The organism is Hymenobacter bucti (assembly GCF_042681145.1).
Lineage (GTDB): Bacteria > Bacteroidota > Bacteroidia > Cytophagales > Hymenobacteraceae > Hymenobacter > Hymenobacter bucti.
The window spans coordinates 1-21,663 of sequence record NZ_JBHUFD010000002.1 but is presented as its reverse complement, the minus strand read 5'-3'; the positions used below and the strand labels follow the sequence as shown (position 1 = coordinate 21,663).

The 21,663-nt window shown below is 62.5% G+C and carries 15 protein-coding genes; all 15 read left to right on the top strand.

Annotation, left to right across the window (positions count from 1 at the left end):
* Positions 1 to 80 precede the first annotated feature (80 nt).
* The 15 genes from ACFSDX_RS06080 (at position 81) to fucP (ending at position 21,619) form a co-directional block, all read left to right on the top strand.
* Entirely contained in the window at positions 81 to 2,978 is a 2,898-nt protein-coding gene (locus ACFSDX_RS06080; RefSeq protein WP_382312341.1) for an alpha-amylase family glycosyl hydrolase, read from the top strand.
* A 501-nt stretch (positions 2,979 to 3,479) separates the two neighbouring features.
* Entirely contained in the window at positions 3,480 to 4,460 is a 981-nt protein-coding gene (locus ACFSDX_RS06075) for an aspartate carbamoyltransferase catalytic subunit (protein ID WP_382312340.1), read from the top strand.
* Positions 4,461 to 4,541: 81 nt separating this feature from the next.
* Positions 4,542 to 5,819, top strand: coding sequence for a dihydroorotase (locus tag ACFSDX_RS06070; protein WP_382312339.1), 1,278 nt, complete (start codon positions 4,542 to 4,544; stop codon positions 5,817 to 5,819).
* 99 nt (positions 5,820 to 5,918) lie between these two features.
* Positions 5,919 to 6,446: a 5-(carboxyamino)imidazole ribonucleotide mutase gene (purE, locus tag ACFSDX_RS06065; RefSeq protein ID WP_382312338.1), complete on the top strand. Its 528-nt coding sequence runs from the start codon at positions 5,919 to 5,921 to the stop codon at positions 6,444 to 6,446.
* Positions 6,443 to 7,693, top strand: coding sequence for a 5-(carboxyamino)imidazole ribonucleotide synthase (locus tag ACFSDX_RS06060; protein ID WP_382312336.1), 1,251 nt, complete (start codon positions 6,443 to 6,445; stop codon positions 7,691 to 7,693). The genes purE and ACFSDX_RS06060 overlap by 4 nt, the downstream gene beginning before the upstream one ends.
* A gap of 133 nt (positions 7,694 to 7,826) precedes the next feature.
* Positions 7,827 to 8,732 carry a ChaN family lipoprotein gene (locus ACFSDX_RS06055; protein ID WP_382312335.1) on the top strand — a complete coding sequence of 302 codons (906 nt, stop codon included), beginning with the start codon at positions 7,827 to 7,829 and terminating at the stop codon, positions 8,730 to 8,732.
* Between the two features lie 129 nt (positions 8,733 to 8,861).
* On the top strand, positions 8,862 to 9,497 hold the full coding sequence (locus ACFSDX_RS06050) for a hypothetical protein (RefSeq protein ID WP_382312334.1): 636 nt from the start codon (positions 8,862 to 8,864) through the stop codon (positions 9,495 to 9,497).
* Positions 9,498 to 9,663: 166 nt separating this feature from the next.
* A complete protein-coding gene (locus ACFSDX_RS06045) occupies positions 9,664 to 10,593 on the top strand; it encodes an MBL fold metallo-hydrolase (RefSeq protein ID WP_382312333.1) in 930 nt (309 codons plus the stop codon).
* Between the two features lie 282 nt (positions 10,594 to 10,875).
* Positions 10,876 to 11,454 (top strand): RNA polymerase sigma factor, encoded by a 579-nt coding sequence (locus tag ACFSDX_RS06040; protein ID WP_382312332.1) that lies wholly within the window; start codon positions 10,876 to 10,878, stop codon positions 11,452 to 11,454.
* A 145-nt stretch (positions 11,455 to 11,599) separates the two neighbouring features.
* On the top strand, positions 11,600 to 12,664 hold the full coding sequence (locus tag ACFSDX_RS06035; protein WP_382312331.1) for a FecR family protein: 1,065 nt from the start codon (positions 11,600 to 11,602) through the stop codon (positions 12,662 to 12,664).
* A 127-nt stretch (positions 12,665 to 12,791) separates the two neighbouring features.
* The gene (locus ACFSDX_RS06030) at positions 12,792 to 16,250 is read left to right on the top strand and encodes a SusC/RagA family TonB-linked outer membrane protein (protein WP_382312330.1); all 3,459 of its coding nucleotides are present in this window, start codon (positions 12,792 to 12,794) and stop codon (positions 16,248 to 16,250) included.
* A 14-nt stretch (positions 16,251 to 16,264) separates the two neighbouring features.
* Positions 16,265 to 17,761: a RagB/SusD family nutrient uptake outer membrane protein gene (locus tag ACFSDX_RS06025; RefSeq protein WP_382312329.1), complete on the top strand. Its 1,497-nt coding sequence runs from the start codon at positions 16,265 to 16,267 to the stop codon at positions 17,759 to 17,761.
* Between the two features lie 37 nt (positions 17,762 to 17,798).
* Positions 17,799 to 18,875, top strand: a complete 1,077-nt coding sequence (locus ACFSDX_RS06020) for a LamG domain-containing protein (RefSeq protein WP_382312328.1) — start codon at positions 17,799 to 17,801, stop codon at positions 18,873 to 18,875.
* A gap of 75 nt (positions 18,876 to 18,950) precedes the next feature.
* Positions 18,951 to 20,153 carry a glycoside hydrolase family 130 protein gene (locus ACFSDX_RS06015; RefSeq protein ID WP_382312327.1) on the top strand — a complete coding sequence of 401 codons (1,203 nt, stop codon included), beginning with the start codon at positions 18,951 to 18,953 and terminating at the stop codon, positions 20,151 to 20,153.
* Positions 20,154 to 20,344: 191 nt separating this feature from the next.
* Entirely contained in the window at positions 20,345 to 21,619 is a 1,275-nt protein-coding gene (gene fucP, locus ACFSDX_RS06010; RefSeq protein WP_382312326.1) for an L-fucose:H+ symporter permease, read from the top strand.
* Positions 21,620 to 21,663 lie beyond the last annotated feature (44 nt).

Below are 21,663 nucleotides of genomic sequence, written 5' to 3'. Positions count from 1 at the left end.
GCTCCGTACCTTAGCACTCCCCACGCCCAGCCGGCCACCCGAGCCAGTGGGCACTTTATCTTTTCCCCACCCAATTTTATATGAAAAAACCTCAACTCTGGGGGTATCTCGTGCTGGCTTTACTGCTGGCAGGCTGGGCGCCGGGCGCCCGCGCCCAGGCCACTTCGCCGGTGACGGTGAGCCCGGCTTTCTTTAGCGACACCACGCCCATTACGCTCACCTACGATGCCACTCTGGGCAACGCGGGCCTGGCCAACTACGCGGGCGACGTCTACATCTGGACGGGCGTCGTCACCAACCTGAGCACCGACGACACCAACTGGCGTTACGTGGTGGGCAACAGCTTTGGCAGCCCCATCGCGGCCGAGAAAATGACGTCGCTCGGCAATCACAAGTACAGCATCAGCTTTACGCCGCGCACCTACTACCCGGGGCTGGCGGCTACCAGCGAGGTAGTGAAAAAGCTGGCGATGGTGTTTCGCGGGTCCGGCGGCACCCCCGAGGGCAAGGGCACCGGTAATACCAACATCCTGATAAACCTGGGTTTGCAGGTATCCTTCACGAGCCCGGCCAGCGCCACTACTACCGTGGCCGCCGGCACCGCCCTCGCGGTGGTTGGCACGGCCACGGCGCCCGCCACCCTCACGCTCACCCTGAATGGTACCCAGGTAGCTCAGCAAACTGCCGCTACGAGCCTGAGCACGAGCGTAACTATCACGCAGCCGGGCGTGAACACGCTGGTGCTCAGCGGCAACGATGGCACTAGCACGGCTACCGCCACGGCCACCGTGCTGGTGCCGCCGGCTACCACCACCGCCCCGCTGCCCACCAGCGCCAACCCCGATGGCATCACGTATATCAACGGCGGCACGTCGGCCATCCTCAGCCTCACGGCGCCCAAGAAGAGCTACATCTACGTGCTGGGTGAGTTTAATAACTGGCAGACTTCGGAGGCCGGCCTGCTTAAGAAAACGGCCACCGTGGACACCGACGCCGCCACCGGCCGCTGGTGGGTGCAGGTCAATGGCCTGGTGCCGGGCCAGGAGTACGCCTACCAGTTTTTGGTGGATGGGCAGCTGCGCATCGCCGACCCGTACTGCGAGAAGATTCTGGACCCGGACAACGACAAGTTTATCCCGGCCGTGACGTATCCTAATCTCAAGGCCTACCCCACGGGCAAAACCACGGGCCTGGTCTCGGTGCTGTCGCCGGGCGCGGCGGCCTACACCTGGACGACGACCAACTTCCAGCGCCCGGCCCGCGCCAATATGGTGGTGTACGAGCTGCTGGTGCGCGATTTCGTGGCTCGCCACGACTACCAGACCCTGCGCGATACGCTCAGCTACATCCAGCGCCTAGGGGCCAATGTGATTGAGCTGATGCCGATTAACGAGTTTGACGGCAACGAGAACTGGGGTTACAGCCCGTCGTTTTACTTCGCCCCTGACAAGTACTACGGCACCAAGAATAACCTCAAGGCACTCATCGACGAGTGCCACCGCCGCGGCATCGCGGTGGTGCTCGACGTGGTGCTGAACCACTCGACCGGCAACAGCCCGATGGTGCAACTCTACGGCAACGTCACGAGCGGCCCCACGGCCGATAACCCGTGGTTTAATACCGCCGCCCCGCACCCCTACAGCGTCTACAACGACCTCAACCACGAGAGCGCCTACACCCGCTATTTCAGCAAGCAGGTTATCAAGTTCTGGCTCCAGGAATACCACATCGACGGCTACCGTTACGACCTGGCGGGCGGCTTCAGCCAGCGGGCCAAGACGGAGGCCACTTTCGAGAACTACGACGCCACCCGCGTCGCCATCTGGAAGGACTACTACGACGCCCAGATGAGCGCCGACAACGGCTCGTACCCGATTCTAGAGTTCTTTGCCAAAGGCGTATCCGACACCAACCCCACCGACGAGGGCAAGGTGCTGAGCGACTACGGCATGATGCTGTGGGGCAACCTCAACGGCAACTACAACGAGGCCACCATGGGCTACCTAGGCGGCTCGGACCTCAGCTACGGCTACTACGGCGCCCAGGGCGGCCGCAATTGGGGCCAGCCCAACGTGATAGCCTATATGGAAAGCCACGATGAGGAGCGCCTGCAGTTCAAAAACAAGGCCTACGCCAACGCCAACGGCAGCTACAACATCAAGGACCCCGCCACCGGCCTGAAGCGCAATGAGATGGCCGCCGCCTTCTTCTTCACCCAGCCCGGCGCGCGCCTGGTCTGGCAGTTTGGCGAGCTGGGCTACGATTACAGCATCAACACCTGCGCCGACGGCGTTACCGTCAACAACGACTGCCGCACCGGCAACAAGCCCATCCGCTGGGATTACTACCAGGACGCCAACCGCCGCCACCTCTACGACACCTACCGGGCGCTCATCGCCCTCAAAAAGCAGCCGGTATTTGCCGCCCCCACCACCTACACCCAGACCCTAGGTGGCAACGTGGCGGTGAAAACCATCGTGGTCACCGGCCCCGACCTGAGCGTGGTAACCGTCGGCAATTTCGATGTGACCGCCCAGACGGCCAGCGTGCCCTTCCCGCAGGCCGGCACCTGGTACAACTACCTCACCGGCGAGCCGCTGACCGTGACGAGCACCAGCCAGGCTATGGCCATGCAGCCCGGCCAGTACGCCGTGTACACCAGCCGGCAGCTCACCAAGCCCACCGGCACCACGCTGGCCACCACCGGCGCCCAGGCCGCGGCCGTGTTCAAGCTGGCGCTGCTGCCCAACCCCGCGGCCGGCACCACCACCGTGGCCTACGAGCTGCCCACCGGCGCCACCGCCACCATCATGGTGCAAAACCTGCTGGGCCAAACCATCCGGCAGCTAGCCCCGGCCCGCCAGGCGGCGGGCGCGCAGGCGCAGTCCCTGTCGCTGCACGGCCTGGCCCCCGGCGTGTACCTGGTAAAGCTACAAGCCGGCGACCAAACCCAAACCGCCCGCCTGCTGGTCAACTAAACCACCCGATTCTGAATGAAGCTAAGAAGCCCCGCTGCTCGGCAGCGGGGCTTTTTTGGCTGTATGCTGTGGTAGGCACTTGTTGGCTTGCATGTTTCTATTTTCCCCTCACTAGCCACCTAGGTGCCGGCCCGCTCGAAACGCTTCCTTGTAGCGCCTTAATCTCAAGGTTCTTTGCTCGTTTGTGCGCACTGCGGGCGTTCGCCCCAATGGATATTCTTGCCCGACATACCCAAGGAATACGTAACAATGCCGTAGCTTTGCACCATGCTTCAACCAAAAAGCTTGTTGACGAAGCGCGAAACCTTGCTCAGCAAGGAGCCGCGAGTGGACCGGAAGGCCTTCGCTTCCATTGGTTTTTCCAATTTTGCCTTTGGTATTTCCGTTGTTTTCTGAGTATTACCCCGCTACCGTTTCGGATTCCGAAACGGTTTTTTTATGTCCACTAAGTTCGTTAGCTGCTGCTTCCGCTAGTCAACCTCACTTATCCTCCCCCTCGGTATGGCACGTAAAGACCTGCTCGACATTGCCTCCCTTCACCGCGAGGAAATCGAGTTTTTGCTCGACCAATCCACGTCGTTTAAAAAACTCTTCTCCCACTCGGTGAAGAAAATCCCCGCCCTGGAGGGGAAGTCCGTGCTCATGCTGTTCTACGAGGCCAGCACCCGCACGCACTCCTCCTTCGAGGTCGCGGCCAAGCGCCTCTCGGCGGAGGTCACGAATTTCGACGTTGCCCACTCCTCCATCACCAAGGGCGAGTCGGTGCGCGAGACGATTGAGACGCTCCAGGCCATGCGCACCGATTACATCATCGTGCGCCACAGCCACCCCGGCCTGCCCGGTATGATAGCCCGCCAAACCACGGCGTCGGTCATCAACGCCGGCGACGGGGCGCACGAGCACCCCACCCAGGCTCTGCTAGACGCCTTCACCATCCGGGAGAAATTCCCAGACCCTAGGGGCAAAAAGGTCCTCATTATCGGCGACATTCTCCACTCCCGCGTCGCGCGCTCGACCAGCACTTTGCTGCAAAAGCTGGGTATCGAGGTCGCTTACCTCGGGCCGGGCTCACTGGTGCCCAAGTACGTGCCGGCAAGCATTCAGCGCTTCACCGACTACGAGGCGGCCATGGCCTGGGCGCCCGATATCGTGTACCTGCTCCGCGTGCAGCTGGAGCGCCAGGACGTGCAGTTTTTCCCCAGCGTGCGCGAGTACCACCGCGTCTACGGCATCACCACCGCCCGGCTGGCCGAAATCCGCGACCGTGGCCTCTACATCATGCACCCCGGCCCCGTGAACCGGGGCGTCGAGCTGTGTGACGCCGTGATGGACTACGAGCGCAGCCTCATCACCAACCAGGTCGAAAACGGCATCTCCGTGCGCATGGCCGTGCTCGACTGGCTCACGCCGGGCGGGGACTTCCCCAAGCAGGAAGCGTATGTAGCGCAGCAGCGCGCTGGCTCGGCGGTAATTATGCCCTAGGTGCCGGCTCATTCCGCCCGCGTAGTTTCACCTTAAATTATAGAATATCACCCCTTGCCGGTTCACCGCACTCTTCCCTCCATGCTCCTCCTTCAAAACGCCCGCATCGCCTCCGAAAATTCACCCGAGCTTGTCGAGAGCGATATCCTCATTGTCGAAGGAATAATTCAAGCCATCGGTCTCAAACTAGCCATTCCCGAGGGTGCCCGCGTTATCGACGCGCGCGGCCGGGTGCTGATGCCCGGCATGTTCGATGCCCACGTCCACTTCCGCGCCCCCGGCTTTGAGAACAAGGAAACCATTACCACGGGCAGCGAGGCGGCCATCAACGGCGGCATTACCGGCGTGGTGATGATGCCCAACACCCGCCCGGCCCTCGACTCGGCAACTACCGTGGCCACGGTGCTGGAAAATGCCAAGGACCGCTCCCGCATTCCAGTGTACACCTCGGGCTGCGTCACCAAGAACCGCGAGGGTAAGGAGCTGGCCGAAATCGAGGGCATGCGCGGCCTCGGCGTGAAAATGCTCACCGACGACGGCGACACCACCAACGACCCGGCGGTGCTACTGCGGGCCATGCAGTACGCCACCGAGTTTGGGATGTTTTTCGCCAGCCACTGCGAGGTGCCGGAGCTGGCCGGGCCGCGCGCCCTTAACGAGGGCGTGATGAGCTACCGGCTCGGCATCAAGGGCTCGCCGGCCTGCGCCGAAGAGATTATCATCGACCGCGATATCCGCCTGGCCCACGCGGCGGGCGCGCACGTGCACATCCAGCACGTGTCGAGCAAGCTCGGTATGGAAACCATCCGCTGGTGGAAATCGCGCGGCGACGTGCGGGTGACGGCGGAAGTGATGCCGCACCACCTGCTGTTCACCGACGAGCACATCGGCGACTACGACACCAACTATAAGATGAACCCGCCGCTGCGCACGCAGGTCGATTGTGATGCGCTGCTGGCAGGGCTCATCGAGGGTGTCTTCGACATCATTGCTACCGACCACGCGCCGCACACGCCCTTCGAGAAAGCCCAGGATTTCATCAGCGCGCCCAATGGCATCACCGGCTTGGATACGGCCCTGGTTTCGCTCCACCACTTCTTCGTGGAGCCCAAGAAATTTGGCTGGGACCTGGTGGTGAAACGCTACTCGGCCGAGCCCCGCCGCCTAATGGGCCTGCCGGTAGCCGCCGTCGAAATCGGCCAGGAAGCCAACTGCGTCTTATTCGATACCGAAGCGGAAACGACCTTCACGCGGGACTTCATGAAGTCTAAATCCCAAAACACGCCTTTCATCGACCAGACGCTGAAAGGCCGGGTGGACCTGGTAATTTTGGGCGCGGAAATCCTGCTGGAGCGCTAGCAGGTAGCGCTTACCTGAATAATAGTCGTCCGTCATGCTCATCTTTCGTCCGCGGAGCGGACGAAAGATGAGCATGACGACTGTTTTAATTTGATTTTCATGAGTACCCTTTCATCATCCGACACCCCCGGCGCCGACCTAGGCAAACCCCTAGTCGGCGTGGTCATGGGCTCCAGCAGCGACTGGGACACCATGCAGCACGCCGTGCAGATTCTCACGCACTTTGGCGTGGCCCACGAAGCGCGCGTGGTATCGGCCCACCGCATGCCCGACGACTTGTTTGCCTACGCTGAGCAGGCCGGCCCGCGCGGCTTGCAGGCCATTATTGCCGGGGCGGGTGGGGCCGCCCACCTGCCGGGCATGCTGGCCGCCAAAACCACGGTACCCGTGCTGGGGGTGCCGGTAGCCAGCCGCCATTTGCAGGGCGTGGACTCGCTGCACAGTATCGTGCAGATGCCCAAAGGAATACCCGTGGCCACGTTTGCTATTGGCACGGCCGGGGCGGCCAATGCCGCGCTGTTCGCGGTTAGCCTGCTGGCCCTGCACGACCCGGACCTAGCGACCAAGCTGCTGGCGTTTCGCGCCGAACAAACCGAGGCTGCTCGCGCCATGACGCTGCCGGTATGAATGACGATATTCACACGGTAGCCATGACCCCTATTTTCCCGGGCAGTGAGGACGCGGCTGGCCAAAAGGCGACCCTAGGGGTGCTGGGAGGCGGCCAGCTGGGCCGGATGTTTGTGCACGCTGCCCAGCGCCTGGGGTACTTCACCGCCGTGCTGGAGCCCGATGCGCAGAGCCCGGCCGGGCTGGTGAGCCACCACCACATCCAGACCGCGTACGACGACCCGGCCGGGCTGGCGCAACTGGCTTACCTGTGCCAAGCCATCACCACTGAGTTTGAAAACGTGCCCGCCCAGGCCCTGCAAACGCTGGCCCTGACCCGGCTCGTGGCGCCTAGCGCGGCCGTAGTCGGCATTGCGCAAAACCGCATAGAGGAAAAAGCCCACTTCACGGCCTGCGCCGACGTGTCGGGGGTGAGCTGCGCGCCCTACGCGGTGATTGAAACGCCGGCCCAGCTGCAGGCCGTTCAGGACGACCGGGCTGATTTGCTGCCCGGCATCCTGAAAACTGCGCGCATGGGCTATGACGGCAAAGGGCAGGTCCGCGTTAAGACGGCCGCTGAACTGGCCGCCGCTTGGGCGGAGCTGGGCGGCACCGCCTGCGTGCTGGAAAAGATGCTGCCGCTCACCGCCGAGTGCTCGGTGCTGGTGGCGCGCGGCTGGGACGGGCGAGTCGTCAGCTTCGCCCCGCAGCGCAACGTGCACGTCGCGGGCATTTTGGCCGTGACCCACGCCTACGTAGGGAATATGCCGCCCGCCCTGGCCGCTAGGGCCCGCGACGCGGCCATCTCCATCGCGCAGCATATCGGCTACGTCGGGGTGCTGTGCGTCGAGTTTTTTGTGGTGGAAGACAGCAGTGAGCACAGTGGACTAGTAGTCAACGAAATGGCCCCGCGCCCGCACAACAGCGGCCACTATACCATGGACGCCTGTGATGTGTCGCAGTTTGACCTGCAGGTCCATGCCATGGCGGGCCTGCCCTTGCCGCAGCCGCGCCAGCATTCGCCGGCCATCATGCTCAACCTCCTAGGCGATGTGTGGTTCGGCGCCGATGGCCAGCCGCAAGAGCCGGACTGGTACGCCGTGCTGAGCCTGCCGGGCACGCACCTGCACCTGTACGGCAAGCTGGATGCACGCCCAGGCCGCAAGATGGGCCACCTGACCATCACCGGCCCGGATGTGGCCAGCGTCAAAACCGTGGCGCGCCGCGCCGCTGAGTTGCTCGGCTTGCCGGGGCTGGACGCTATCTAGCAGCCGTTGGCTGCGCTCGACCAAGCGCGTACCCGCAGCTCTTGGGCCCGGCTACCGCGCATGGCACGTAATGAGCTTGACGAGCGGTTTTGCGCGTATAGGGCTAACTAATCCGTTGCAGACTAAATCAGCTATGTCCGTTTTCTCCTCCACTAGCCACCTAGGGCGCCGCTGGCTGCTGTGGCTGCTGCCGCTGCTCAGCTTCACCGCAGGCGACCGGCCCGCCTACCGCCTCTTCACGGCCCAGGGCCAGGCGGCCGACTACGACCAGATGCTCGCCCAGCTGGCGCAGGCCGACGTGGTGCTCTTCGGCGAGCAGCACAATGACCCCATGGCGCACTGGCTCGAATTGCAGGTAGCCAAGGACTTGCAGCGCCTCAAAGGTCCCGGCAAGCTGGTGCTGGGCATGGAAATGTTTGAGCGCGACGTGCAGCCGCTAGTGGCGCAGTACGCCGCCGGCGCTCTGCCCGATACGGCCTTCGAGCGCCAGAGCCGCCCCTGGCCCAACTACGCCACCGACTACCGCCCGCTATTGCAATTCGCCCGCGGCGAGAAAATCGCCATCGTCGGCACCAACGCGCCGCGCCGCTACGCCCAGCAGGTGGCCCGCGGCTCACTCACGGCCCTCGACGCGTTGCCCGCCAACGAGAAAAGCTACCTGGCTCCGCTGCCGCTTAAGGTCGATTTTGAGCTGCCCGGCTACCAGAAAATGGCCGCCATGTTCGGTGATGCTGCGGCCCACGGTGGGAGCGGCGGGCGCACCATCATCCAGGCCCAGGCCCTGAAGGATGCCACCATGGCCTACACTATCCGCCGCAGCCTAGGTCCCGGCCAAACGCTGCTGCACCTCAACGGCTCGTTTCACTCCGACAATCACGACGGCATCGTGGCCTACCTGCGCGCCGACAGCAAGCAGCCGCTACGCATCCAGACGCTGAGCGTGCTCACCCAAAGCCAGTTGCAGCAGCTCGATAAGGCTAATATGAACGTGGCTGACTACCTCATCGTGGTGCCCGAGGACATGAATAAGACGTACTAAAAATGAATACACACAGCCGTCATGCTGAGCTTGCCGAAGCATCTCTACCGCTCATGTTAAAAGGCTCTTCAGCAGAGCGGTAGAGATGCTTCGGCAAGCTCAGCATGACGGCCGTTTTAATGAAGCATAATGATTTCAACTGCTGATTACTCCGCCCTACCGCCCGCCGCCGACTTGCAGCGCATCTGCAAAGCCCTGGCTGTGCTCGACGCCATCAATTCGCCCGACTGGGAATACCGCTACTACTCCTATAACCCGGCCTGGAGCGACACCGAGCAACTGCTCGAAATGCGCGATGGCGAAGGCGACCAGATGCTGGTGCTTTTCCGCCCCGAGGGCTGCGTAATAAACGGCTACCTGCACGAGTACGACCAGCCCAACAAGGCCCAGGTTACCCGCGGCCTGCCCGATGCGTTCGATGATTTTATCTTTGGCGAGCCCGTCAATTCTATCGGCACCACGTTTTGCCTCTGGTACACGCCCGCCCACGGCTGGCAGCGCGGCATCGTGGAGAATGAAGACGATGGCTCCGAAGAATTGCTCTACATCTTTGATGGCCAGCCCGCTACTTACGCTGAGTGGGCCACCGAATACTACACCGACGAGTCGGACAAAAAGCCCGTGACGGCCGAGGCCGTGGCGCCCATCTACCACCACGAGCCGGTGACCAAGGCCAAGGTTCTGGCGCTGGTCGATGAGGTGGAAGACTGGACGATGCTCGCCACCGACCTGCAGGAAATTGGCTACCCCTACGAGTTTAGCTAGCACCGCCTTGCTTCAGGAAACAATGGCGGATTGGGCTAGTAGTATCTTGGACTCTGCGAGTCTGAGCGCGTGCGCAGCGCGCATCTGCGTTAGTACGGTCGAAACGGCTCGAACGCAGGATGTGCGCTGCGCGCACGTTCGGACTCGCAGAGTTCAAGCTACTTTTTTGCTGCTGGCCGGGTGGCTGCTGGCCCTAGGTGCGCAGGGGCAGCCCGCGTTCACAATAGTGCCCCTGGGGGTAAAGGGTGGCCCGGCCGAGGGTAACCTCTCGGCCTACTTGGTAGCCGCGGCTGGTACCACCAGCTACATCGCCTTGGATGCCGGTAGCCTGCGCCCCGGTGCTGAAAAAGCCGTGGCCAACAGTGTCTTCGCCGTGCCCGCCGCGCAGGTGCTCACGCAGTATATCAAGGGATACTGCCTCTCGCACCCGCACCTCGACCACGTGGCTGGCCTGCTGCTCAACGCCCCCGACGACACGCCCAAGCCCATTTATGGCCTGGCCGCTTGCCTGGCCACTGTGCAACAAGACTACTTCAACTGGCAGGCCTGGCCCAATTTTGGCGACGGTGGCCGGGCGCCCGCCCTAGGCAGGTACCAGCTGCGCGCGCTGGTGCCCGGCCAGCCCACGCCGCTCGCGGGCACGGCACTTAGCGTGCAGGCCTTCGTGCTCAGCCACGGCGCGCCCTACCAAAGCACAGCCTTCCTGGTGCGCAGCCACGACAGCTATTTACTGTACCTAGGCGACACCGGCGCCGATACCATCGAGCACACGCACCATTTGCGCGACCTCTGGCAGGCCGTGGCGCCTCTGGTGCAGCGCCACGCATTGAAGGCCATTTTTATCGAGGCGTCTTACCCAAATTCTCAGCCGCCGGCGCAGCTTTTCGGTCACCTCACGCCGGCGCTACTGTTGCAAGAGCTGGCCGCCCTAGGGCAGCTGGCCGGCCCTGCGGCCCTGCGCGGACTGCCCGTCGTCGTCACTCACCTCAAGCCTACGCCGGGTAACGAGGCGCTCATCCGGCAGCAGTTGGCCGCGGGAAATGCGCTCGGCGTGCAGCTAATGTTTCCGGAACAGGGTAGGGCGTTACAGTTTTAGATGGAGGTATCCGTGTCAGGCAGTAGGATGTGGGGCTGGCCCCCGCCCGGCGCTGCACGAGCTGCGAGTAGTCGTTCAAGGCCGGGTAGGAGCCGGCCTCAGACCCTACTCCAATAACGTACCTATGGCCAGCGGGTCTGGTGCGACGCCGGCCATGGCTGCGTGGCAAGCACCTTCTAAGTGCTCATTCAGTAAGCAATAGCCCGTAGGCAATGGAGTAGCCCCCTGTTTGCTACCTTGCAACGCTACACTAGGCCACTACCCACCCCGCAAGCCCCCACCATGACCGACCTCCGCAGCGCCGAACTCTGGACCGCCTTTCGGGGCGGCGACCTGGAGGCGCTGGCGGTGCTCTTTGAAGTGCATTACGCCGCCTTATTCAACTACGGCCTGAAGCTGACGGGCGACGATGAGCTAGTGAAAGACTGCATCCAGCAACTGTTTCAAAAGCTGTTGCAGCGCCCCACCCAGGTGGCGGAAGTGCAGCTGGTAAAGGCGTACTTCTTTACGTCGCTGCGCCGCCACCTGGGCGACGAAACCAAGCGCCGCCAGCGCTCTTATTCCCTGCTCAAAAGCTACGCTGACCCCTTCGAGGTCACGTACTCGCACGAAGAGTTTCTGATTGCCGAGCAAAGCGACGCCGCTCAGCAGGCGCGATTAATGAGCGCCCTCAACCGCCTCTCCAAGCGCCAGCGCGAAGCGCTGTACCTGAAGTTCTTCGACGGCTTTTCCTACGAGCACATCGCCGAGGTCATGGCCCTGAACACCCAATCGGTGCGCAACCTGGTTTTTAATGCGCTGAAAGCCCTGCGCAGCAATATGCTGGTGTCGCTGGCTTTGCTCGCATGTATAAGTGTTTGAAAAACAGTATTATATGCTTGAGTAGAAATTTATTCTAAAAAAAGTTTAAAAGTACATGAGTATAAATAACTCCTAGGCCAGTCATGTAGATGAAGCCCCGCAAGCGCCCCTAGGTGCCCGGGCTCGCTCTGCCAAGCCACTGCCTATGAAGTACTCGCACTACTCAACCGAAGATTTCCTGGCCGACGAGTCCTTCCAAGCCTATGCGCTAGGTAGCGACCCAGCCGCGGCGCAGTTCTGGCCACAGTGGCTGGCGCAGCACCCGGCCCAGGCCGCTGATTTTCAAGAAGCTGCCGCGCTGCTGGAGCAACTGGCGGGGCAACGACTGCCCGTATCGGCCCAGCTGCAAAAAGACGAAGCGGCTAAGCTGCGGCAGCGCATCCGCGAGATGGCGGGCGCGCGTTCGCAGCCGGTGTTGCGCAGCGGGCGCCGGGCGCAGCGGGTGCCGTATGGCTGGGTGGCGGCGCTGCTCCTGGTGGTTGGGCTGCTGGTAGCGGGCCTAGGGCTGTGGCGGCGGCCCGCGACGGCCACCTACACGCACTACACCGCGCCAGCCGGCGCGCCGCGGCCCGTAGTGCTGCCCGATGGCTCGCGCGTAGTATTGCAAGCCAATGCCAAGCTGACGCTGGCCACTACCTGGCAGCCCGGCCGCGCCCGCGAAGTGTGGCTGCAAGGCGATGCGTACTTCGACGTGGCGCACACCGCGCCAACCGCCCTCAAAGCCGTGGCGCTGGCGCCGGGCAATGTCAAATTTACAGTGCACGCTGGGCCGCTCGATATCGCGGTCCTAGGTACGCAGTTCACGGTTTTCAATCATAATACGCGTCCGGAAGTGGTGCTCAACTCGGGGCAGATTGCGCTGACAGCCGGGCGCGGTCCGCAAAAGCCATTGCTGCTGAAACCCGGCGAGCTGGCCGTGTACAACGCCGCCACGCCCGCCGCACCGCTCTCGAAGCGCCCGGTGCAAGCCGCCCTCTATTCGGCCTGGACCAGCGGGCAGCTGGACTTTACCGATACGCCGGTGCCCGAAATCATTGCGGCGCTGCAAGACACCTACGGCATCCAAATTTCCGTCCATAATCCTGGGTTGCTGCGGCAAAAGCTCACGGGCTCGCTGCCGGGTAACGACCTGGAGGGCATGTTGGCGGCGCTCGGCAAATCGCTCGACGTCAACGTTCATCGCGCCGGTAAACAGGTTTCGCTCGACTAGGTAAGCCGCAGCGCGAAGCCGCATTCCGCGCGCCTAGTGTGCCTGGCTAACCCTACGACACGCGAAGCAGAGCTTCGCGCTACTACTGATTCTCTTTTCCCCCACCCACGCTTGCCATTTCCCATCTATGGCTACTTATACCCGGTTATTAACCCTGCTGCCGCTACTCGCAGGGGGCTTCCACGCGCAGGCGCAGCAGGGCCTAGCGCTCGCCAAGCTCAGCCCGCAAACCGAGCCTAGCTCGACCAGCGAGTCCCGCCCCTCGGCCAGGGGCACTTCGCTGGAAAGCATCCTGCGCAGCCTCAAAGCCGAGCACCACGCTTTGTTTCTGTACCGCAGCGAAGTGCTGAAGGACAAGTACGTAGCGCTCGACGGGCGCACGTTTCGCACGTGGGAGGAAAAGCTGACCTACGCCGTGACGATGTGCGACTTGCGCGTCGAAAAAACGGGCCGCAACCTCTACGTCATTTCAGCGCCCAAGAAGGTAGGCGCCTCGCTGCCAGCCCCTAGGGGCGAGGCCGAACCAGTACTGGCCAGCCGCGATGCCACCGCGCCGGCCGCCATTGCCGCCACGGTCACGGGCCAGATAACCGGCCCCGACCAGGCGCCCATTCCGGGGGCCACGGTGGTGGTGAAGGGCACGACCAACGGCACGACCGCCGACGAGAGCGGCAACTTTTCGCTGACCTTGCCCGATGCCAGCGCCACGCTCGTGGTGTCGGCCATCGGGTTTGTGACCCAGGAAATAGCCCTGCAAGGGCGCACGCAGGTGCAGGTGGTGCTGCAAAGCGACCAAAAAGCGCTCGACGAGGTAGTGGTATTAGGTTACACCACCGAGCGCAAGTCGGACCTCACCGGCGCCGTGGCTCAAGTGAACCAGCGCGACATCAACGCCTTGCCGGTGACTGGCGTAGCCCAGATTTTGCAGGGCAAGGCGGCGGGCGTGGCCATCACGGCAGCCACGGGCGCGCCGGGCGAGAACATCGCCGTGCGTATCCGCGGCGTGGGTACCATCAACGATAATAACCCGCTCTACATCATCGACGGGGTGCCGACCAAGGACGGCATCAACCAGATTTCGCCCAACGATATTGAGAGCATTAATATCCTGAAGGACGCCTCGTCGGCCGCCATTTACGGGGCGCGGGCCTCCAACGGGGTGGTGGTGGTGACTACCAAGCGCGGCAAATCGGGTAAGCCTAGGCTGAGCGTGAGCGCTTACAGCGGCGTGCAAACGGCGGCCAACCTCATCAAAATGGCCAACACCGACCAGTACGTGAACGCCTACAACGTGGCGGCCACTAACGACGGGCGCACCCAGATTCCGGCCGCGGTGGCTGCCACGCTGCCCAATGTGAACTGGCTGAAAGAGGTGCTCAAACCCGCCCGCCAGCACAACGTGCAGCTCGACGTGAGCGGCGGCGGCGAGAACTCGCAGTACATCGTGTCGGGCAGCTACCTCACCCAGGATGGCTTGGTCAACAACTCGTCCTACGACCGCTATAACCTGCGCACGGCGGTGAGCAGCTCGCTCTCGAAATACGTTAAAATCGGCACCAACGCCAACCTGTCCTACGCCAAAACCCGGCAGGTGGGCACCTCCGGCGACGGCTTCGGCGATGGTAATCCGGGCGCCAGCATCGTGCGCTTCGCGCTGTTTCGGACGCCGGGCACGCCGGTGTACAACGACCTAGGGCAGTTCGTGGATTTGCCCCGGGTAAATGGGCAGGATGCCTCGGCGTACCTCGGCGACGGCATCAACCCGGTGGCGCTGGCCGACGCGGCCGACCGCAATTTCAACGCCTACTCGGTGCTCGGCAACGCCTACGTGGAGATTACGCCCATCCCGCATTTGCGCATCCGGTCGGACTACGGTATCACGTTCCGCATCACCGATTACAAGCAGTTTTTCAAGACCTTCGGCATCGACCGCGCCTTGAACTCACCGGCCCAGCTGGCGCAGTCTAACACCAACGAGTTCAACTTCAACTGGACCAACACGGCTGTTTACGACCTGACACTGGGCAAGAGCACGTTCGCCATCCTGCTGGGTACCGAGGCCATCAAGAACAACGCCCGCGCCATTTCGGCCTCGCGCCGGGGCTACGTCGACCAGTCGCCCACGTTTCAGTACCTCGACAATGGCACCGGCATCCAGCAGAACGGCGGGGGCGAGGCGCACTCGTCGCTGCTCTCGGGCTTCGGGCGGCTGACCTACGACTACGACGGGCGCTACCTGGCCACCGTCAACTTCCGGCGCGACGGCTCGTCGCAGTTTCTGCCCGGCCGGCGGTCGCAGGATTTCCTGTCGGGCTCGGTAGGCTGGAACCTGGCGCGGGAGGCCTTTATGAGCAACTTGGAGGCGATTTCGCTGCTCAAGGCGCGCGTGAGCGTAGGGCAGCTCGGCAACTCGAACATCGGCAATTATCCCTACGCCTCGCTCATAAACAGCACTGGCTACTACCCGTTTGGGGGGATTTCGACGCAGGGGCTGAGCGTAGTATCGAAGGGCAACCCCGAAATACGTTGGGAAACCAGCACCCAAACCAACTTCGGCCTCGACCTAGGTTTCCTGAAGGGCGCCTTGCAAATCTCAGCCGATTACTTCGTCAAAAAGACCTCTAATGTGCTGCTGAACCTGCCGCTGCCCAGCAGCGCCGGCAACGGCGGCAACCCGGCCGTGAACGCCGGCGAAATCCGCAACCAGGGCTTTGAGCTGGAGCTGAGCTATCGCAACACGATAGGCAAGGACTGGAGCTACGGCCTGAACGGCAACCTGGCCACGCTGCGCAACGAAGTAGTGTCGTTGGGCGGGGCCAACCCGCTCGTTGGGGGCCGCGTCGATAACAACTATTTTGCCACGCTAACCACCGTGGGCCAGCCCGTGGGCGCGTTTTACCTGCTGAAAACGGAGGGTATTTTCCAGACCGCGCAGGAGGTGTTTACGCACGCTTACCAGGGGCCTGGTATTCAGCCGGGCGACGTGAAATTTCAGGACCTAAGCGGCCCCGACGGGGTGCCCGATGGCGTGATTGACGGCTTCGACCGCACCTTCGTGGGCAGCCCCATTCCGAAGCTGACCTACGGCCTGACCGGCAACGTGAGCTTTAAAAATATCGACCTGAGCGTGTTTTTCCAGGGCGTGCAGGGTAACAAGCTCTACAACCAGGTGAACACTGACATCGAGGGCTTCTACCGCGCCTTTAACCTCACTGAGCGCGCGGCCACCAGCTACTGGACCGGCCCCGGCAGCACCAACCAGTTTCCGCGCCTCTCCTGGACCGGCGCTTCCAACAACAAGCAGCCCTCCGACCGCTTCCTGGAAGATGGCTCGTACCTGCGCCTCAAGAACTTGCAGCTCGGCTACACCTTCAATGAGAAGCTGCTGAGCGCGGTGCACGTGGCCTCCATCCGCGTCTACGCCAGCGTGCAGAACCTACTGACCTTCACCAAGTACACCGGCCTCGACCCCGAGCAGGGCACCAACAGCAACTCGGCTGGCGATGGCGTGCGGGCCACCGGCATCGACTTCGGTACCTACCCCTCGGCGCGCACCTTCACGGTGGGCATCAACGCTGGCTTCTAACCGTCTTCCCACCCATGAAAATCTCCTCTACCGCGCTCTTGATGAGCGCCTTGCTAGTTGGCGCCGGCGGCTGCAAAACCTTCCTCGACCAGCCAGTGCTGGGGCAATACGAAGCCAGCCAGTTCTTCACTTCCGATACCAACGCCATCCTGGCCGTGAACGCGGCTTACGTGCCGCTCTCGTTCCGCGATGCCTCGTCGAACGCCTTGTGGGTGCTCGGCGACGTGGCCTCCGACGATGCCGTGAAGGGCAGTAACCCCGGCGACCAGGCCGATTTCGAGAACATCGACATCTTCAACATTACGCCCATTAACGCGGCCGTGGAGGCACAGTGGCGGCGCTACTACGACGGTATTTTTAAGTGCAACGTGGTGCTCGACGGCCTACCCGCCGACAATGCCAGCGTGAGCGCCACAGTACGGCAGCAGGCCACGGGCCAGGCGCAGTTTCTGCGGGCGTACTACTACTTTCAGCTAGCCGCCATCTACGGCAACGTGCCGCTGCGCTTGAAGGTAGAAACGCCCGCCGAGCTGCAAAGTCCGGCCGTGCCCCAGGCCCAGATTTATGCGCAGGTAGAACTGGATTGTCAGGCCGCCATGGCCGCCCTGCCCGCCACCTGGACCGGCGCCGACGTGGGCCGCGCTACCAAGGGCGCCGCCATGGCGCTGCTGGCCAAGACCTACCTCTACGAGCAGAAATGGGCCTTGGCCGCCACCACCGCCCAGGCCGTGGAAGCCCTAGGCACCTACAGCCTGCTGCCGGTGTTTGCCAACAATTTCCGGGCGGCGACTAAGAACAACGCGGAGGCCATTTTCTCGGTGCAGCACACCACGGGCCTCAGCCCCAACCAGGGCAACAACTTGAACCAGTGGTTTGCGCCGCGCCCGCAGAATGGCTACGGCTTTTTCTACCCCACCCAGAGCCTGGTCGATAATTTCGAGCGCACCTCGGCGGGCGTCGTGGACCCCCGGCTCGACTACTCGGTGGGCCGCAGCGGGCAGTCGTTTTTTGGCGTGCCTTTCGACCCTAGCTGGAGCGCCACGGGTTACGTGTCGAAGAAGCACTTGCAGCCGCTGACCGAGATTCCGACCACCACCAAGGGCGACGGCAACCTGAACTACCAGGCCATCCGCTACGCCGATGTGCTGCTGATGGATGCCGAAGCCTCGAACGAAGCCGGCAACAGCGCCAACGCCCTTAAAGCCCTGAACCAGGTGCGCAAGCGCGCCCGCGAGAGCTACCTCTATGACACGACGTTGCCCAACTCGGGCACCGTGCCCACCGGCCTGCTGCCCGACGTGACCGTGACCGACCAGGGCCAGCTGCGCGACGCCATCCGGCGCGAGCGGCGGGCCGAATTGGCGCTGGAGTTTCAGCGATTTTTCGACATCACGCGCTACGGGCAGGCCTACGCCCAGCAGGCGCTCGCCGACCGGCCCAACTTCAACTACGCCCGCAACCGCTTTTACCCCATTCCGCAGAGCGAGCGCGACACCAATAAAGGCTTGTAAAGCCGCCCGTCCTTCCCACCCAACTCTTCGCTAGGTTATGAAAAGCTCTAAATTTTACGTGTTGGTGCTGGCCGGGCTGCTCGGGGCGCTGACGTTTGCCTCGTCGTGCTCCAAGGACAACGACGACACCGCGCCCGTGGGCAACGTGGATAAAGCCAGGCTCACGGCCCTGATTGACTCCGTGACCACGGGCTATAATGCCGCCGTGGAGGGCAACAAGCCCGGTAACTACGCGCCGGGCGCCAAGGCCTCTCTGAAAACGGCCCTGGACCTCTCCACCGTCACCAAAAACGACGCGAGCTACAACCAAGCCGCCGTGAACGCGACCGTCGCCAACCTACGGCGCGCCGTGGCGGCCTTCCGGTCGGCCCTGGTGCAGGAAGTATCGCTGGCTAACCTGGTGGCGTACTGGAGGTTTGAAGGCAATGCCAACGACGCCACTACCAACGCCAACAACGGCGCCCTGCGCACCGGCCCCACCGGCCCCGGCACCGCGCCCGGCGATGGCGGCACGTTGCCCACGCTCGTGGCCGACCGCTTTGGCCGGGCCGCCCAGGCCTATGAGTTCAATAACGGCGCCTACATTGAAGTGCCGTATCAGGCGGCGCTCAATCCGCAGGCGCTCACTATTAGCCTGTGGTGCAAGCGCTTCGATGGCAATGATGCCAACTATCTGGTATCGCTGAACCGCTGGCAGAGCTACAAATTTCAGTTGCAAGGCGCGGGCAAGCCCTTCCTGACCGTGGGCACCACGGTGGGTCTCTCCGACAAAGACGCCGACTCGGGCATCGTGCCCATCAATACCTGGACGCACGTGGCCGTGTCGTACACCGACGGCAGCATGAAATTCTACATCAACGGCGCGCTGGTGAAAACCTGGACCGACGTAAAAGGTCCGCTCAAAACCGCGCCGCAAGCCGTGCCGCTCTGCATCGGCCAGCAGCTACCTAAGAGCATCTACAACAGCACGCCCACCGGCGGCCAGGCCACCGGCTACTTCGACTACTACGGCCCCGCCTTTTTCAAAGGCCAGATGGACGATATCCGCCTGTATAATCGCTCACTGACTGACGCCGAGGTGCAGTCTATTTACACCATCGAAAAATCGCTCTAGGTCCTGTTTTTAATCACCAGTGACCGTCTGTCATTGCTTAGCCGCATCATTCCCACACCCAATTTCTGAACCTGCATGCGTACTCTGAATAGCCGCTTCCTTTCTCTCTCCACCAGCGCCGCGCTGGCCTTAGGGCTGCTGGCCAGCTGCAATAGCACCCCTGGCACCACCACCGAAACCGCTGCTTCTAAGGCCCCGGCCGATACCGCGACCACTGGCGATAGCTGGGCCCTGCTCAACTTTGTTAAAGCAGACAGCGCCAACCCCATCATGGGCCCCAGCGCGGTAGGCAAATTCACCGACCCCATTCTGAAAAAGGTGGTCTTGTGGGAGGAAAAGGACGTGTTCAACCCCGCTGTGGTGGTGCGCGACGGCAAGATTTACATGCTGTACCGCGCTGAAAATAAAATCACCACCTTCGGCAAGGCCTCGCGCGTGGGGCTGGCTAGCAGCACCGATGGCATCCATTTTGCGCGGGAGGCCACGCCGGTGCTCTACCCCGACAACGATGCCCAGAAAAAGTACGAAACCGGTGGCACCGAAGACCCTAGGGTAGTGGAAGATGCCAACGGCATTTATTACATGACCTACACCGCCTACGACGGCAAGCTCGCCCGCCTGCACGTAGCCTCTTCGCCCGACCTGCGGCGCTGGAAGAAGTATGGCAATGCCTTCGGCGGCAAGTACCTGGACAAGTGGAGCAAGTCGGGCTCCATCGTGTCGAAGTACGAGCTCGACGGGCGCATCGTGGCCACCAAAATCAACGGTAAATACTGGATGTATTGGGGCGATGCCCAAATCTGGCTGGCCACTTCCGACGACCTCATCCACTGGACGCCCATCGAGATGGTGCCCGGCGAGAAGCCGCCCGTGCCGCTGCGCGCCCAGGCCCTCACCCTGCCCAATCTGAAAGTCGTGCTGCCCACCCGCGCCGGCAAGTTTGACAGCGACCTGGTAGAATCGGGCCCGCCCGCCATGCTTACCGACCAGGGTATCCGGCTGATTTACAACAGCCGCAACGTGCCCGCCGTCGGTGATAAGTCTTTGCCCGAGGGCACCTACACCGCCGCCCAGGCGCTGTTTGACAAAAACGACCCGACCAAGCTGCTTCAGCGCACCGACACCTACTTCATGCGCCCCGATAAGCCCTACGAGAAGACCGGCCAGGTCAACCAAGTGGTGTTTTTGGAAGGCCTGGCGCGGTTTAAGTCCAAGTGGTTTTTGTACTACGGCACGGCTGATTCGAAGATTGCGGTGGCCACGCGGCCGGTCGAGTAGCGGCGCGCTGCTCGCCAGACGGGAAACCTCACCCCCTAGCCCCCTCTCCTTGGAGAGAGGGAGAACTAGTTTGTAATCTTAGTCTCTAGAAAGCTAGAACTAGCGCTAGTCCCCCCTCTCCCCAAGGAGAGGGGGCTAGGGGGTGAGGTCCACGCCTCGGCGAGCTTAACCAGAACCTAAAAACAACCTCTATGCAACCAGCCGCCCCGGCCGCCCGCGTCGCCCCGCCCGCTTCTTTCACCGAGAAGAAATACGTGCCGACGCTGATATTCGTCACGTCCTTATTCATGCTTTGGGCCATTGCCATCACGATGGGCGATGTGCTCAATAAGCATTTTCAGAACGTGCTGAGCGTGAGCAAGGCGCAGTCGAGTCTGGTGCAGTTCTCGATTTTCGGGGCCTACGCCGTGATGGGGATTCCGGCCGGCCTGTTCATGAAGCGCTTTGGGTATAAAAGCGGCGTGCTGTTGGGCCTGGGGCTGTACGCGGCGGGTGCGTTTCTCTTCGTGCCGGCCGCTAACGCGGCCTCGTTCACGTTTTTTCGGGGGGCGCTGTTTGTGCTGGCCTGCGGCTTGGCTACCCTGGAGGCGGTGGCGCACCCCTTTATGGCGGCGCTCGGCGACCAGCGCACCAGCGACCAGCGCCTGAACTTCGCGCAGTCATTCAACGGGCTGGGCGCCGTAATCGGGCCGCTCCTAGGTAGCTACTTTATCCTGAGCGGCACTGAAGCGCCCGCCAGCGGCGACCTCACCTCGGTGAAGCTGCTGTATCTGGCCATCGGCACCGTGATTTTGGTGATTGCTGTGGCGTTTGCCTTCGTGAAAGTGCCCGCGCTGGAAGATGCCCACGCTGCCGAGGTGCACGCCGAAACCGAAGCGGGCTTCTACTCTGGCACGGCCGAGGTAGCGCCGGCCCCGCGGGGCCTGTGGCAGCGCCGACACTTTGTGTGGGCCTGGCTGGCGCAGTTTCTCAACGTGGGCGCGCAGGGCGGCACCTGGGCGTTTTTTATCAACTACGGCGTTGAGAAAATGCACTTCAGCGACAAGACAGCGGCCGGCTTCTTCTCGCTTTTCATGGTCATGATGATGACCGGCCGCTTCGTGGGTACTTTCCTCATGCGCTACCTCGCGCCGCACAAGCTGCTGGCTGCATTCGCGTTGGCCAACGTGCTCATGTGTCTCATCGTGGCCCAAAGCTGGGGCTGGGTGTCGTTTGTCTGCCTGCTGCTGATTAATTTCTTTTTCAGCATCATGTTCCCCACCATCTTTAGTTTGGGTATCAAGGACCTAGGGGCCAAGACCCCGCAGGCGTCGTCCATCCTGGTGATGGCGGTGGCGGGCGGGGCTGTTTTCCCTTACCTCATGGGCAAGGTGGCCAACTACGATATCGGCGCGGCGTACTACCTGCCCATCGTGTGCTACGCGTTCATCGCTTTGTTTGGCGCCCGGCTCTACCGGGTGCGGTAGGGTTGGTCTATGGTTTCGGCGCTGGCGGGCCGTAGCGCGAACGA

What these genes read in the sequence shown, in the direction of transcription:
- ACFSDX_RS06015 (WP_382312327.1), top strand. Translation starts at nt 18,951, where the DNA reads ATGCGTACTCTGAATAGCCGCTTCCTTTCTCTCTCCACCAGCGCCGCG.
- ACFSDX_RS06020 (WP_382312328.1), top strand. Translation starts at nt 17,799, where the DNA reads ATGAAAAGCTCTAAATTTTACGTGTTGGTGCTGGCCGGGCTGCTCGGG.
- ACFSDX_RS06030 (WP_382312330.1), top strand. Translation starts at nt 12,792, where the DNA reads ATGGCTACTTATACCCGGTTATTAACCCTGCTGCCGCTACTCGCAGGG.
- ACFSDX_RS06035 (WP_382312331.1), top strand. Translation starts at nt 11,600, where the DNA reads ATGAAGTACTCGCACTACTCAACCGAAGATTTCCTGGCCGACGAGTCC.
- ACFSDX_RS06070 (WP_382312339.1), top strand. Translation starts at nt 4,542, where the DNA reads ATGCTCCTCCTTCAAAACGCCCGCATCGCCTCCGAAAATTCACCCGAG.
- ACFSDX_RS06025 (WP_382312329.1), top strand. Translation starts at nt 16,265, where the DNA reads ATGAAAATCTCCTCTACCGCGCTCTTGATGAGCGCCTTGCTAGTTGGC.
- ACFSDX_RS06055 (WP_382312335.1), top strand. Translation starts at nt 7,827, where the DNA reads ATGTCCGTTTTCTCCTCCACTAGCCACCTAGGGCGCCGCTGGCTGCTG.
- ACFSDX_RS06075 (WP_382312340.1), top strand. Translation starts at nt 3,480, where the DNA reads ATGGCACGTAAAGACCTGCTCGACATTGCCTCCCTTCACCGCGAGGAA.
- ACFSDX_RS06050 (WP_382312334.1), top strand. Translation starts at nt 8,862, where the DNA reads ATGATTTCAACTGCTGATTACTCCGCCCTACCGCCCGCCGCCGACTTG.
- fucP (WP_382312326.1), top strand. Translation starts at nt 20,345, where the DNA reads ATGCAACCAGCCGCCCCGGCCGCCCGCGTCGCCCCGCCCGCTTCTTTC.
- ACFSDX_RS06080 (WP_382312341.1), top strand. Translation starts at nt 81, where the DNA reads ATGAAAAAACCTCAACTCTGGGGGTATCTCGTGCTGGCTTTACTGCTG.
- purE (WP_382312338.1), top strand. Translation starts at nt 5,919, where the DNA reads ATGAGTACCCTTTCATCATCCGACACCCCCGGCGCCGACCTAGGCAAA.
- ACFSDX_RS06040 (WP_382312332.1), top strand. Translation starts at nt 10,876, where the DNA reads ATGACCGACCTCCGCAGCGCCGAACTCTGGACCGCCTTTCGGGGCGGC.
- ACFSDX_RS06060 (WP_382312336.1), top strand. Translation starts at nt 6,443, where the DNA reads ATGAATGACGATATTCACACGGTAGCCATGACCCCTATTTTCCCGGGC.